At 41.5% G+C, this 14,731-nt stretch carries 13 protein-coding genes; 9 read left to right on the top strand and 4 right to left on the bottom strand.

Annotated elements, in window-relative coordinates; translation table 11 throughout:
- The first annotated feature begins 10 nt into the window (after window positions 1-10).
- The 4 genes from ABZP26_RS01450 to ABZP26_RS01435 all read left to right on the top strand — a co-directional run bounded on the left by ABZP26_RS01450 (window position 11) and on the right by ABZP26_RS01435 (window position 2,917).
- A complete protein-coding gene (locus ABZP26_RS01450; protein ID WP_028834485.1) occupies window positions 11-538 on the top strand; it encodes an SPOR domain-containing protein in 528 nt (175 codons plus the stop codon).
- Between the two features lie 80 nt (window positions 539-618).
- The gene (hslV, locus tag ABZP26_RS01445) at window positions 619-1,137 is read left to right on the top strand and encodes an ATP-dependent protease subunit HslV (RefSeq protein ID WP_008115012.1); all 519 of its coding nucleotides are present in this window, start codon (window positions 619-621) and stop codon (window positions 1,135-1,137) included.
- Window positions 1,138-1,149: 12 nt separating this feature from the next.
- Window positions 1,150-2,478 carry an HslU--HslV peptidase ATPase subunit gene (gene hslU / locus ABZP26_RS01440; RefSeq protein ID WP_013463899.1) on the top strand — a complete coding sequence of 443 codons (1,329 nt, stop codon included), beginning with the start codon at window positions 1,150-1,152 and terminating at the stop codon, window positions 2,476-2,478.
- Window positions 2,479-2,542: 64 nt separating this feature from the next.
- Window positions 2,543-2,917 (top strand): gamma-butyrobetaine hydroxylase-like domain-containing protein, encoded by a 375-nt coding sequence (locus ABZP26_RS01435; RefSeq protein ID WP_008115008.1) that lies wholly within the window; start codon window positions 2,543-2,545, stop codon window positions 2,915-2,917.
- Between the two features lie 70 nt (window positions 2,918-2,987).
- Here the strand turns inward: ABZP26_RS01435 and ABZP26_RS01430 are convergent, their stop codons facing one another.
- Window positions 2,988-4,868: a methyl-accepting chemotaxis protein gene (locus tag ABZP26_RS01430; RefSeq protein ID WP_368485263.1), complete on the bottom strand. Its 1,881-nt coding sequence runs from the start codon at window positions 4,866-4,868 to the stop codon at window positions 2,988-2,990.
- A gap of 428 nt (window positions 4,869-5,296) precedes the next feature.
- On the opposite strand from ABZP26_RS01430, the gene rraA reads away from it, so the two are divergent.
- Together rraA and ABZP26_RS01420 are read left to right on the top strand one after the other, a co-directional pair.
- A complete protein-coding gene (rraA, locus tag ABZP26_RS01425; protein WP_008115004.1) occupies window positions 5,297-5,794 on the top strand; it encodes a ribonuclease E activity regulator RraA in 498 nt (165 codons plus the stop codon).
- Between the two features lies 1 nt (window position 5,795).
- Window positions 5,796-6,845: a formimidoylglutamase gene (locus ABZP26_RS01420; protein ID WP_368485262.1), complete on the top strand. Its 1,050-nt coding sequence runs from the start codon at window positions 5,796-5,798 to the stop codon at window positions 6,843-6,845.
- A 6-nt stretch (window positions 6,846-6,851) separates the two neighbouring features.
- Here the strand turns inward: ABZP26_RS01420 and ABZP26_RS01415 are convergent, their stop codons facing one another.
- Both ABZP26_RS01415 and hutI read right to left on the bottom strand, forming a co-directional pair.
- Window positions 6,852-8,576 (bottom strand): GGDEF domain-containing phosphodiesterase, encoded by a 1,725-nt coding sequence (locus tag ABZP26_RS01415; RefSeq protein ID WP_024602140.1) that lies wholly within the window; start codon window positions 8,574-8,576, stop codon window positions 6,852-6,854.
- Window positions 8,577-8,635: 59 nt separating this feature from the next.
- On the bottom strand, window positions 8,636-9,883 hold the full coding sequence (gene hutI / locus ABZP26_RS01410) for an imidazolonepropionase (RefSeq protein ID WP_024602139.1): 1,248 nt from the start codon (window positions 9,881-9,883) through the stop codon (window positions 8,636-8,638).
- A 110-nt stretch (window positions 9,884-9,993) separates the two neighbouring features.
- Between hutI and hutC the strand changes: the two genes are divergently transcribed.
- Genes hutC through hutH form a run of 3 tightly spaced genes read left to right on the top strand, consistent with a single transcriptional unit; the run spans window position 9,994 to window position 13,953 of the window.
- Window positions 9,994-10,722 carry a histidine utilization repressor gene (gene hutC, locus ABZP26_RS01405; RefSeq protein ID WP_368485261.1) on the top strand — a complete coding sequence of 243 codons (729 nt, stop codon included), beginning with the start codon at window positions 9,994-9,996 and terminating at the stop codon, window positions 10,720-10,722.
- A 22-nt stretch (window positions 10,723-10,744) separates the two neighbouring features.
- Window positions 10,745-12,424: a urocanate hydratase gene (hutU, locus tag ABZP26_RS01400; RefSeq protein WP_368485260.1), complete on the top strand. Its 1,680-nt coding sequence runs from the start codon at window positions 10,745-10,747 to the stop codon at window positions 12,422-12,424.
- A complete protein-coding gene (hutH, locus tag ABZP26_RS01395) occupies window positions 12,421-13,953 on the top strand; it encodes a histidine ammonia-lyase (RefSeq protein ID WP_368485259.1) in 1,533 nt (510 codons plus the stop codon). The genes hutU and hutH overlap by 4 nt, the downstream gene beginning before the upstream one ends.
- Here the strand turns inward: hutH and ABZP26_RS01390 are convergent.
- Entirely contained in the window at window positions 13,950-14,720 is a 771-nt protein-coding gene (locus ABZP26_RS01390) for an NADP-binding protein (RefSeq protein WP_028834479.1), read from the bottom strand. The two genes, hutH and ABZP26_RS01390, sit on opposite strands and share 4 nt — an antisense overlap.
- Between the last annotated feature and the right edge of the window lie 11 nt (window positions 14,721-14,731).

The following is a 14,731-nucleotide window of genomic DNA, read 5'->3' as shown; positions in this document are numbered from 1 at the left end:
ATATAACACCATGGCACAGCACGATTATATTAATAAAAAACCAAAAAATAGAAAAAACACTAAACAAGAGCCGGCTAAAAAACCCTTCCCGTTTTTGTTAATCATTATTGCCTTGTTACTAGTCGGTGGTTTTGCATACGGACTCTGGTTTGTTAAAAACAATGCCGATCCAGAGCTTGTTGAAAAGCAAGCAAATCCAACACCCGAAAAACAAGTAGAAATAGCTAAACCGCGGCCACCTAAATTTATTAAAGAAATTAAAGAGCATGAGATTCAGGTTGAAGTAAAAGAACTTGAACAAAAAGGCCCTTATGTCATGCAATGTGGTTCATTTAGAACCCATCAGCAAGCTGAAACCTTAAAAGCTAAAATAGCCTTTGCAGGATTAATTTCAGAAATCAAAAAAACCACAGGCAGCAATGGTATTTGGTACAAAGTGCGTTTAGGGCCTTATGAAACCAAGCGTCATGCAGAAAGTGACAAGAACAAACTTAAACGAATTAATATTGTCGGCTGCGGAATTTGGGGCTGGACTTGAATTTAAACCATTCACCCATATAACCTCTTCATAATCGCTTTTTACGCGCTGCCCCTTGCAGCGCGATGATGAGGAATAACATGACTACAATCGTAAGTGTACGCCGTGATGACAAAGTTGTTATTGGTGGTGACGGCCAAGTATCTCTTGGTAACACAGTAATGAAGGGCAATGCCCGAAAAGTTCGACGCCTTTATAATGGCAAAGTTATCGCTGGGTTTGCTGGCGGCACTGCTGATGCCTTTACTCTTTTCGAACGTTTTGAAAGCAAATTAGAAATGCACCAAGGTAACCTCACTAAAGCTGCTGTAGAAATGGCTAAAGATTGGCGTAGCGATCGTGCCCTGCGTAAACTTGAAGCTTTACTTGCTGTTGCTGATGAAACAGCTTCGCTAATTATCACCGGCAACGGTGACGTGGTGCAACCAGAAAACGACCTAATCGCAATTGGCAGCGGCGGTAACTTTGCGCAATCAGCTGCAACCGCCTTATTAGAAAATACCGACTTAAGTGCTCGTGAAATTGTAGAGAAAAGTCTAACAATTGCTGGCAACATCTGTGTATTTACGAATAACTTCCAAACTATCGAAGAATTGTAATAGGAACTCGCTATGTCTGATATGACCCCAAGAGAAATTGTTCATGAGCTAGACCAACATATTATTGGCCAAGCTAAAGCGAAAAAAGCGGTTGCTATTGCCCTTCGTAATCGCTGGCGCCGTATGCAGTTAAACGAAGACTTACGCGCAGAAGTAACGCCAAAAAACATCTTAATGATTGGCCCTACGGGTGTAGGTAAAACTGAGATTGCTCGTCGTTTAGCAAAGCTTGCCAACGCACCTTTTATTAAAGTTGAAGCCACTAAGTTTACAGAAGTAGGTTATGTCGGCAAAGAAGTTGAAACTATCATCCGTGATTTAGTTGATGTTTCAATTAAAATGACACGAGAGCAACAAACTAAAAAGTTCAAACATCGCGCTGAAGAAGCGGCTGAAGAACGTATTTTAGATGTATTACTGCCTCCAGCGAAAGATCAATACGGTGAAGTTCAGCGCGATGAAAATTCATCGACACGCCAATCGTTTCGTAAAAAGTTACGCGAAGGCCAATTAGATGACAAAGAAATTGATATTGATTTAGCCCAAGCTCAACCTAATATTGAAATTATGGCTCCTCCTGGTATGGAAGAAATGACCAACCAGTTACAGGGAATGTTTCAAAACATGGGTGGTGATAAACGCACTAAGCGTAAGCTTAAAATTAAAGAAGCGTTTAAGTTACTTACTGAAGAAGAAGCCGGTAAACTGGTTAATCCTGAAGAATTAAAAGAACAGGCCATTTTTGCAGTAGAGCAAAACGGCATTGTGTTTATTGATGAAATAGACAAAATTTGTAAACGTGGTGAAGCCTCTGGCCCAGATGTAAGTCGTGAAGGTGTACAACGTGATTTACTTCCGCTTATTGAAGGCTCTACCGTTAATACTAAGCACGGCATGGTAAAAACTGACCACATGTTGTTTATTGCCTCAGGCGCATTCCAAATGTCTAAACCATCAGACATGATCCCTGAGTTACAAGGCCGTTTACCTATTCGTGTTGAACTTGAAGCACTCACAGCCGATGACTTTAAACGTATATTAACTGAGCCACACGCGTCACTTACTGAGCAACAACGCGAGCTACTCAAAACAGAGCAAGTCGCTATTGAGTTTAGCGACGATGCAATTGAGCGTATTGCTAAGGCAGCATGGCAAGTAAACGAAAAAACCGAAAATATCGGTGCGCGTCGCCTTCATACAGTTATGGAAAGGCTAATGGAAGAGATTTCATATGACGCTTCTGAAAAAGCGGGTTCAAGCCTTGTTATCGATGCCGCCTACGTTGAAAAACACTTAGGTGCGCTAGTTGAAGATGAAGACTTAAGTCGTTTTATTCTTTAATTGAAAACACAAACAGTTATACTAAAAGCCTCAATATGGAGGCTTTTTTGTAAGCGAGATGACGATGAAACAAGTTACAAAAGTGCACTATCATAGTGTGAGTAAAAATTTAGATGTTTATTTTGATGATAACTCTGAAGTTATATTTAGCGCTGAGTTTTTACGGGTACACTCTCCCTCAGCAGAAGTTCAAGGCCATGGATCTGAGCCTATGAAGTTAGTACTAAATAAACAAGCAGTGGGTATTAAAACAATTACGCCGGTAGGGCATTACGCGTTACGTTTAGAGTTTGACGATGGCCATAACAGCGGGCTGTTCAGCTGGCAATATTTTGCTAAGTTACAAGCTGAACAAACAAGCTTATGGGATACGTATTTAGAGCGTGTTAAACAACATGAAAACAACAAAGACAGCGTACCCATAAAGTTTGTCCCCTAGTATTTAGTCTGAACTTATACTCTGTGAGTGAGAAAAAAGCGGCAATTAAGCCACTTTTTTCTGTTAGTAGTTAAACCTTATATTTTGAAATCGCTTGATGAAGTACCCTTGCTTGCTCAGAGACCTCTTCACTGGTTTGTGCATTAGTTTGTGAGTGAGCCGCAGCCCCCTCGGCAATATCTCGAATACGGACCACGTTTTTATTTACCTCAGAAGCCACCTGACTTTGCTCATCAATAGCGGTAGCAATATGTGTACTCATTTCCATAATAGTTTGCACATCAATGGTAATTGATCCTAGCAGCTCACCCGCTTTTGTTGCTTGTGTAGCACTTTCGCCACCTTGAGTACGACATTGGTGCATGATACTCACAACTTCTTGAGTACGCTGTTGTAGGGTGTTAATAATGCCTTCTATTTCGCTGGTTGACTCCTGCGTACGCTGTGCAAGTGAGCGCACTTCATCTGCAACAACCGCAAAGCCACGACCTTGTTCACCCGCTCTCGCCGCTTCAATGGCAGCATTTAAAGCAAGTAAATTAGTTTGCTCTGCAATCGCACGTATCACATCAAGTACAGAACCTATGGTTTCACCATCTTTTTCTAGCTGAGACACCACGCTGGAAGCTTTACCAAGTGAATCAGATAAGGCATTAATATGCTTAATAGTTGACTCTACTTCAACCTGACCTTGCTGGGCGCTTACATTGGTCGATTCAGCTTTTTTAGCCGCAGCTTCTGTATTGTGTGAAATATCTTGAATCGTTGCCTGCATTTCTGTAGCAGCGGTTGCTACCATGTCCGCTTCATGTAATTGCTCTTGCATACCAGAGCTAGTCGCTGAGGTTGTTTCAGATAGATTCCCTGTTGCTATATTAAGCGTTGTTAGAGCCGTATTTACTTCATAGATGAGATCTTTAAAGTCACTAATTAAACTATTAAAGTCTATGGTCATCCTCGTTACTTCATCTTTCCCTTTATGCTCTATAAACAAGCTTAAGTCATTGCTTTGTCTGATCTTATCTATTGCTTGATAAACTTTTTCTATAGGTTGGATAATTGAACGACTGGTTAAGTACACAAGCAGCATAACGATAATACTTGCAATTATAAAAATGACTATTGCCAATAATTGCGCCTGCTGCGCCGTTTCAGTTACTTGCTCTTTAGTCGCAGTAGTGATCAAAGTGACCACTTCATCACTTTTCTTAACACTTATTCTCATTTTCCCTAGGGCACCCGAATTTAAATCGACGCCTAGTTCCACCTGCGCCTCTACCAATGCAGTAAATTTATTTTGGTAGTTAGCCATTAACGAGGCTAATTGATTACGTGTATTATTGGGTAGCTCTGCAGCATTTACTTGTTGTTTTAACTCGCTTGCTAGTTTATTGAATCGATCTAAATACTTGGTATCTAAACGTAACATAAAATCTTTTTCAGCGCGGCGCAGCTGTAGCATAGTGGTGAGTAATTGGTAATTATTTTGCTCACTAAGCAATGTTTCTATTTTATGAACTGCTTCTCGCAGCTCGCCATATAAAGCGTCTTTTGGGTGCAACCCGATTTTACGCTGTAGTTTTACAACATTTTGAAAGTCGTCATAGTACTGTTGGGCTAACGTAGAAAATTGATTGACCTGAGCCGTAGCAATATTTAAATCTGCAGATAAAACAGATAGCTTTTCTAGTTTAAATTGTAGTTTTTTATATTCTTGTGCAAATAGCTCTAAACTAGACTCATCTTTGTAAAACAAAAAGTCTTTTTCGTATTTACGCATCGAAAGCTCATGCACTTCTAGCTCTTCAGCGTACTGAATAGTTTCATTTAATTTAAGCATAATACGTGCTTCATAAATGATGATGCACAGCATAACAATCATGGCTAAGCCAACGATTAATGCGTTAAATTGTAAACGACGTTTAATCGTTAGATTCTGTAAAAAGTTCATTGTAAATACCTATATTAAATTTGCCAGTTCAGTATAACGTGATGCTTTCTTGTATTAACATAATTTTGTTACATGAAATAAACAATAATGCCTATCATTAAAAACCATAAAAAAGGGCTACCAGTAAAATTTAACCATTAAAAAACTCCCTTTATACAAATGGACAATATAATCATCGGCCTGATCACAGTATTGTTTAATTTTAACAGTCTCGCCAATCAGAACTTAAATCTCTCGCACTTATAAGCGCCCAGTCCATAGCTTTAAAAATATTTATTTATAAAGATGACAATTTTATTAAAAAATTATGAGTCGTGTTATTGATTTAGTTCTATTTCTGGCTAAATTTACTGCAATTAAGTCGTTGTTATTGAATATAAGGAGGGTATACTAAGTTACTAACTTATGTATCTTTTGAGGATAAAATAATGGATTACAGCACTTCTGATTTATGTGACCATTTCGCTGATGTGGTTGACGTGCTTGAACCTATGTTCATCAACTTTGGTGGTCGACACAGTTTTGGTGGCCGCATTAAAACGGTAAAATGTTTTGAAAATAATGAACTGATCCGTCAATTGCTTTCTCAAGATGGTACAGATCAGATTTTACTTATTGATGGTGGAGGCTCCACTCGCAGAGCCTTAATTGATATTGAACTGGCTGAGCTGGCACTTGAAAACAATTGGCAAGGTATTATTGTATATGGTGCACTGCGCCATGTTGATGAACTTGAAGAACTGGATTTAGGAATTCAAGCCATTGGATCAATTCCGGTTGCAGCTGACAGTGAAGGCGCGGGTGAAAGCGGCATAGGCGTTAACTTTGCGGGTGTATCATTTTTCGATGATGATTTTGTTTATGCCGACAGTACAGGTATTGTACTTTCTGCTGAAGAATTAGAGCTAGAAATAATAGAACTGTAGCGTGACAGCACACCTTAAAGTATATAACGAAAGCACGCTCAAGCGCATTTGCTCTAAGCGTGCTGGTGAACAAAAAGCGTGGCAGTCAATGGCATTACTTGACGCAAACGTTAATATACAACAAGCGCTTACTGATGCTGCACAGTTTGGTATGCGCTTTGTTTTACTGGGCGTTTGCGAAGACATTGGACCTAGAGCCAATTTAGGTAAAGGCGGAGCACAGCATGCTTGGCCCGCTTTTTTACAACACTTTTTAAACCAACCCCACAATCACGCTATTGCCATGCAAAAAGTGTTACTGCTTGGCGAAGTAAACCTCGATGACTTAATGGAACAAGCACACCCGCTTGATAACCAAAATCCTCTCGATTTAGACCAATTACGTCAGTTGTGCGCTGAGATTGATGTGCGGGTTGAAGCAATTTTAAGCATGATTTTTAAAGCCGGTCTTGAACCCATCATTATTGGTGGCGGACATAATAACTGCTTAGGTATTATTCGCTCGCTTGCAAAATATAAAAACAGCGCAATTAACGCCATTAATTTAGACCCCCATGCCGACTTTAGAGAGTGTGAAGGCAGACACAGTGGCAATGGTTTTCACTACGCCTATCAAGAGCAGCACCTTAACAGTTACCATGTAATTGGCTTACATGAGCTTAAAAATAATCAACAAATTTTTAATGCGATGCAAAGTGCAAAATTTAGTTTCACCAGCTATCAAGCGATTAATGTTAGGCGAGAAATAAGTTTAACGGAGGCAACTAGCAATGCACTAAACGCATTTGATAACGCACCGTTAGGAATAGAAGTTGATTTAGATAGCCTAACCAACATGCCTGCAAGTGCATTTAATTATTGCGGTTTTGATGTTAGCGATGGCGAGCATTATGTTTATTTAGCTGCAAGTAATCATCACAGTGCTTATTTACATTTATGCGAAGCAGCACCGTCGCAACATCCTCACTCTCTTGCTGCGGGTAAATTACAATGTGGTCAAGTTATCAGCGCCTTAGTAAATACCTACCTACAAACAAAGCAAAAAATCTAATCTTCCCTAGTCTTCTTGTGCCTGTAACCACTGTTTAAACCAACTCATTAACCCCAAGCTACTTAAAGGGTGTCCGAAGTAGTAGCCTTGTGAGGCATAAGCTTTCAAACTTTTCACAAATTTAAGTTGGTCCAGTGTTTCAACACCTTCAAAAATCACTTTTGTTTGTTGCTGATTATGCATTTCTACCATACCGCTTACTAAGCTGCGTATATTATTTTGATTACTAAAGTCTGCAGTTAATGCAGGCGATACTTTAATATATTCCACCGCTAAACTAGGTAACTTAGAAAGTAATACAGGGTTATCACCTAAACCATCAACACACACTTTTAAACCTAAACTGTTAAGCCTTGCGATCATGGCTCTGCCTTTATCATCTAGGCTGGTAAAAACATGAAGCGGACATTCAATAATTAAATCGCCTGGCCTGAGTTGATGCTCACCAATTACTCCGTAAACAAAATCAACAAACTCTTCATTGAGCATTTCTGGGCCAAATAAATTAACACTCAAAGGTACCGACATCCCTTCCATACGAAGTGCCATGGCTAATTCGCCAGCACGCTCTATAACAAAGGTAGCCAGTGAATAACCAAGCCCTGCAATTCTAATATCATTTATAAATCGGCTTGCCGATAAGGTGCCTTGCGTGGGGTGTTGCCAACGTAATAACAATTCTAAAAATTCAATTTGACCATCGCCGTTGCGAATAACGGGTTGAAAAAACAGCTCAAACTCATCAGCAAAGCTGATATTCGCAAGCTCTGTTAATCGCGCTTGTTGCTCTAAATGCTCAACCGTCATTTGTTGATGATAAGCCACTATTTGTTTGCTTGGCTGACTATCAAGTGCCAAATACGCATAACTAATTAAATCATCAAAGCTCGTACTTTGTTGATCGCAATGAACATAACTGGCTCTTACCTTTACTTCAATAGTGCAATTAGCCACGTTAAAGGGCTTTAATGTAGCGCCAATAATTTGCTTGATAAGCTGTTGATGTAAATGATTATGGCTTTGTAGATCACAAATAAACGCAAAATTTAACCCGCCTAAATGCGCTAATTTAGCATGCGGAGCAAGGAACAACACTTCATCACTGTCTAGTAAGTCTTTTATTCGATTTGCCGACTGCGACAACAATAAGTCACCAAAATCTCGTCCAATATGCTGATTTACCTGCGCAAACCCCTCTAGCCTTAATACAATAAGTGCGGCTCTGAATGAACCTTCATCAATAAGCTCATTATACTTTTGACGTAACTGTTGTTTATCGGGGAAGCTGACTAAGGGTGAGTTTTCAACATACACCTCAGGCTCAGTTTGTGGCTTTAAAGGCGTAGTAGCTTTAGGCTCATTATCAGCTAAAAAACCACTGACTGAGAGCAGTAAAATAGCCATGAGCAACCACGCTAAATGCAGCGTAAAAAAGAGATACCCTATTAACAATAAAGCAAATAATGCGCTTGCACAGGCACTGATAAGAAATGGTTTTTTTTGCTTTTGTAACTTCGCTTGATATAAATTAAAACCAAAACCTAGCGCTAGTAAAATAGCGAGCCAAGGTATTGCGCTACTGACCATAGCTAAGCCAATGAGCCCAGTACATAAAAAGCTGAGTCTCATTACGTTACTTTTAACGGTTAATAGCGTGGCAACCATTGCCATTAAAAGTGCACCACTTAAAAAAATAGCTAAATTGCTGTAGCTCAATAACGTTCCATCCATAGCTGACGTACTCACTGACATTAAATAAAACATAGGTTTAAGAGTTAATTTTATACAAACTAACTAAGTTTACCCAATATCCATAAATTTAACAGTTTATTTACCCCAAACTGATAACTTAATTGTGCAGGGTGGTCAATTTGCCAATGAGCAATATCTGCGCGAGCGCCAACTTTTAACACCCCTCTATCAGTAAAACCTAAAGCACGAGCCGCATGTGCTGTTACGCCAGTTAATGCCTGCTCTGGAGTGAAATTAAATAAGGTGCAGGCCATATTCATCATTAATTGCAACGAACATAATGGTGATGTGCCGGGATTAAAATCACTGGCAATTGCGATGGGAACCTTGTATTTATTTAACAGTTCAATTGGTGGGTATTTCGTTTCTTTTAAAAAATAAAAAGCCCCAGGCAGTAATACCGCCACAGTGCCTGCGTTTGCCATAGCTTTAACGCCTGCTTCATCAAGGTATTCTAAATGATCAGCCGACAGGCCATTGTATTGTGCTACCAGCGCTGCACCGTGTTGATTTGATAATTGCTCGGCATGACACTTGATTGCCAAACCCTGTTTTTTAGCTGCATCAAATACGCGTTGAGTTTGTGCGTAGCTAAAGCCAATGTCTTCACAAAAAACGTCAACGGCATCCACTAGGTCATGTTCAACAAGCGTGCTTAGCATTTCATTACATACCAAATCTATGTAATCATCACTGCGGTTTTTAAACTCCAAAGGTAGCGCATGTGCCCCTAAAAAGGTGTTAACCACTTCAATGGGGTGATGTTGATTTAACAGCCTAGCCACCTCCAATATTTTTTTCTCATTGTCTATATCAAGCCCATACCCTGACTTAATTTCAACCGTCGTCACCCCTTCAGCTAACAATGCATTTAAACGCTCTTTTGCTGCTACAAATAACTGTTCGTGGTCAGCCTCTCGGGTTGCTTTAACTGTACTTGCTATTCCCCCTCCCTGCGCTGCTATTTGCTGATAGCTCACGCCCTGCAAACGCTGCTCAAACTCTTGCGCACGAGAACCGGCAAACACTAAATGTGTATGGCAATCAATTAAGCCTGGGGTTAACCATTGTCCTTTTACACTTAATATCGGGGTGGCTAACACATCAAAATTAGGTAAATCAGCTTGTTTACCTAGCCACACTATTTTGCCATTTTTAATAGCTAGCGCCGCATTTTCTATCGCCCCATAAGGCGCATCAATATTGCTATCCATGGTCGCAATGTTGGCATCTGTGAGCAATAAATCGATATCATTTAACTGTTCTGTAGATTCTGTGGCTTGCATAAGTTTCTCCGCGATAATGTTCAAACGAGTTTAACAACACATCTTGTATATACAAGGTAATTATGCCATCTTATTAAGTATTGTTTATTTTTAATACACCAAAAGCGTTTATGCCAACACCTAAATTTACACAAATAAAACAGTTTATTGTGGACAAAATACGCAGTGGGCTTTGGCTTGATAACCAACGCGTGCCCTCAGAAAATGAACTGGCAAAGCAGTTTGCGGTAAGCAGAATGACCGCACGTCGAGCGTTAAGTGAGCTAACTGATACAGGCATTTTAACCCGTAGCCAAGGGCTAGGTACTTTTGTCGCAAGCTTTAAGTCGCAGTCATCATTACTCGAAATAAAAAACATTGCACATGAAGTCAAAGAGCGAAACGGAAACTACAGCTGCACAGTACAGGTGTTGGAATCAATCAATGCCGTGGCGCCAATTGCTATTGCTTTAGGTGTTGAGGTAGATAGTGTGGTGTATAGAAGTGTCATTATTCATAACGAAAATGACAGCCCCTTGCAAGTTGAAGAACGCTTTGTAAACCCGTTACTTGCCAAGGATTATTTACAACAAGATTTTACCGCTCTCACCCCACACGAATACCTATCAACAGTTGCCCCATTAACACAAGCAAGGCATACCGTAGAGGCTATTACACCAAGCAGTGAAATGTGTCAATGGCTTAACCTATATAACGAAGAGCCTTGTTTACAAGTAATACGCCGCACTTGGTCGGTTAACGGGATTGTTAGCTTTGCACGACTTATATCGCCGGGCAGTAAGTACCGCTTGGGCGGACAATTAACATTTAAAAATAATAATAAAGCGCATAACGCATAACACTATTTAACAGGAGTGAACAATGAATCATCGACTGGACACACAGCGCACAATACGCGCGCAACATGGCAATCAAATAACCACCAAAAGCTGGCAAACCGAAGCGGCTAAACGCATGCTAATGAATAATTTAGACCCTGATGTTGCCGAGCACCCTCAAGCTTTGGTGGTGTATGGCGGGATTGGCCGTGCTGCCCGTGATTGGCCAAGCTATGACAAAATAATTGAAACGCTTGAACGCCTAGAAGATGACGAAACTCTATTAGTGCAATCAGGCAAACCGGTGGGTGTATTTAAAACTCATAGCAATGCACCACGTGTGTTAATTGCCAATTCAAACCTAGTACCGCACTGGGCAAACTGGGAGCACTTTAACGAGTTAGATAAAAAAGGCTTGATGATGTATGGCCAAATGACCGCTGGGTCTTGGATTTACATTGGCTCTCAAGGCATAGTGCAAGGCACTTACGAAACGTTTGTGGCTATGGCAAAACAGCATTTTGCTGGTAATGCTAAAGGTAAGTGGGTATTAACGGGTGGCCTTGGAGGTATGGGGGGCGCACAACCATTAGCGGCTACCATGGCAGGCTTTAGTGCCTTGGTGGTGGAATGTGATGAAAGCCGTATCGATTTTCGGATAAAAACAGGATATGTCGATGTAAAAGCCACAGATCTTGAGCATGCACTAAAATTAATAACAGATGCTTGCATAAAAGGTGAAGCGCTTTCTGTGGGTTTACTAGGTAACGCCGCCGATGTGTTTAGTACCTTAGTAAAAAGTGGGGTGACCCCCGATATAGTTACCGATCAAACCTCAGCTCATGATCCACTTAACGGTTACCTGCCACAAGATTGGAGTATGGAATACGCAGCTAAAATGCGAATCGATAACCCACAAGCAGTTGTAAAAGCGGCTAAACAGTCAATGGCAGTCCAAGTAAAGGCGATGCTGGCACTACAAAAAGCGGGCGCAGCAACAACCGACTATGGCAATAATATTCGTCAAATGGCCCTAGAAGAAGGCGTGAGTAATGCATTTGATTTCCCTGGGTTTGTGCCTGCGTATATTCGTCCATTATTTTGTGAAGGTATTGGTCCATTTAGGTGGGTAGCGCTATCTGGCGATCCTGAAGATATTTATAAAACCGATGCAAAAGTAAAAGAGCTCATTCCAGATGATAAACACCTGCATAATTGGCTTGATATGGCGCGTGAGCGAATTCAATTTCAAGGCTTGCCTGCACGTATTTGTTGGGTCGGTTTAAAAGATAGAGCGCGCCTTGCTGTTGCCTTTAACGATATGGTTAAAAGCGGTGAGCTTAAAGCGCCGGTAGTTATTGGACGAGATCATCTCGACTCAGGTTCAGTTGCCAGCCCTAACCGTGAAACTGAAAGTATGAAAGATGGCTCCGACGCGGTCTCCGATTGGCCACTATTAAATGCCCTGCTTAATACCGCAGGCGGTGCTACTTGGGTATCACTTCACCATGGCGGTGGTGTAGGCATGGGGTTTAGCCAGCACTCAGGCGTAGTGATTGTTGCCGATGGTACTGATGAAGCAGAGCAGCGTCTTGCTCGAGTATTATGGAACGATCCCGCCACCGGTGTAATGCGCCATGCTGATGCGGGTTATGAAATTGCAAAAAACTGTGCGCAACAGCAGCAGCTAGACCTACCAATGCTTAATGAGGACAAGTCATGATTTCATATACACTCAAACCGGGTCAGCTTGACTTAAACACGCTAAGAAAAATTAACAAATCAGCCATACACTTAACTCTGGCCAATGATGCACAGGCGCAAATAGCTGCCAGTGCTCAAACAGTCCAAAACGTGATAAACGAACATCGCACTGTATATGGTATTAATACTGGCTTTGGGTTATTGGCCAATACTAAAATCGCTGACGATGAACTCGAACTATTACAACGCAGTATTGTGCTTTCACACGCCGCAGGTATTGGTGAGTTAATGGATGACAGCACCGTTAGATTGATGATCACACTAAAAATAAACTCTTTATCGCGCGGTTATTCTGGTATTCGCTTAGCTGTGCTTGAGTTTTTTATGCAGCTGCTTAAAAGTGAAGTTTACCCTTGCGTGCCTAAAAAGGGCTCAGTGGGTGCATCGGGCGATTTAGCACCGCTTGCGCATATGTGTTTGCCTTTATTAGGTGAGGGTAAAATGCGTTATCAAGGTAAGCTGATAAGCGCTACACAAGGGCTAAAAATTGCAGGTCTTGAGCCACTAACATTAGCTGCAAAAGAAGGGTTAGCCTTATTGAATGGCACCCAAGCATCCACTGCATTTGCACTACAAGGCTTATTTAGAGCCGAAGACTTGTACGCACAAAGCTGTGTTATTGGCTCTATCAGTATAGAAGCGGCCATGGGCAGTCGCGCGCCATTTGATGCGCGTATTCATGACATTCGTGGTCAGCAAGGGCAAATAGATACGGCTCACGTATTTAGAGAATTACTCGATAGCCACTCACAAATTAGTGACTCACATATTAATTGTGAAAAAGTACAAGACCCATATTGCCTGCGCTGCCAGCCGCAAGTTCTTGGTGCATGTTTAACCCAAATACGTCAAGCCGCCGAAGTACTACTGTGTGAATCAAACGGAGTAACCGATAACCCTCTCGTATTTGCCGATGTAGGGGATATTATTTCAGGCGGAAACTTTCATGCTGAGCCCGTTGCTATGGCCGCTGATAACCTGGCGATTGCTATTGCTGAAATTGGCGCCTTAGCTGAGCGACGTATTGCTCTATTGATTGACTCTAATTTATCTAAATTACCGCCATTTTTAGTAAAAAACGGTGGGGTAAATTCAGGATTTATGATTGCTCAAGTCACCGCGGCTGCACTGGCCTCTGAAAACAAATCCTTAGCACACCCTGCTTCGGTAGATAGCTTACCGACTTCAGCAAATCAGGAAGACCATGTTTCTATGGCAACGTTTGCAGCACGACGACTAGTTGATATGGCTAATAATACGCAAGGCGTACTGGCCATAGAATGGCTCAGTGCTGCCCAAGGGCTTGAGTTTAGAGCACCACTACGCGCGTGTGATAAAGTAGAAAGTGCCAAAGCACTGCTACGCCAACATGTTAGCTATTACGACAAAGACCGGTATTTTGCTCCCGATATTGAAGCGGCCAACACGCTACTAAGTGAAGGTAAGTTGTGTGACTTCATAAGCCACTCCCCCTTACCTTCTTATTAAATACCATACTGATAACTAAAACCCAGTGCTTCTATCGCTGAGCCAATAACTTTGCGCTCAGCGACCTCATTACTACTAAAGCTCGGCATTTGTGTGCCATACAGCTCACACTTTTGTGCATAATAATCTGCTTTGGTCGGGTGCGCTGGGTTCACCACGTTATAAATGCTCTGTCCTTGCGACCAGTTATTAAGGACCGCATAAATAGCATTGATCACATCTTGTTGATGCACCATATTCACCACTTGCTGACTAGAGGTATTGAGTTCTTTACCCGCCACAAAACGACCAGGCTCTCTATTTGGCCCCAACAATCCGGCTAAGCGAAGCACTTTACCTTGCTGTTCAAGCACTTGCTCTTCAGCGTCATACAGCTTTATTTGTCGCTCGTTAGTGCCTGATATATCGCTGCTTTCACTATAAACGCCAGGTTCTTGATCATACACCCCAGTCGATGAGCACAATAAAAAGCCTTTGCAATTAAGCTCAGTTGCCAGCTTTAACGCCTGCTCAAGCACTTGCGAATAATCACTTTCGCTATCTCGACTGCGAGGCGGGATTGCACAGACCCAATACGCATTTTGCAAATCCACTTGGTGCTGCAACTCACCGTTTTGTAAAACAAACTGACGTTCAAAATCAAATTGATGAGTGTCACTTCGATGAGTCCCCTGCACTTGCCAACCTTGTTTTTGTGCATCAATACATAAGGCTTGGCCAAGCCAGCCAGCGCCAAGAACGACTAAATTATCTTTGTTGGTTTGCACTTTATTTACCC

Origin of the sequence: Pseudoalteromonas sp. SD03 (assembly GCF_040937955.1) — a bacterium.
Classification (GTDB): domain Bacteria; phylum Pseudomonadota; class Gammaproteobacteria; order Enterobacterales; family Alteromonadaceae; genus Pseudoalteromonas; species Pseudoalteromonas tetraodonis.
This window is presented reverse-complemented; position numbering and strand designations above follow the sequence as displayed.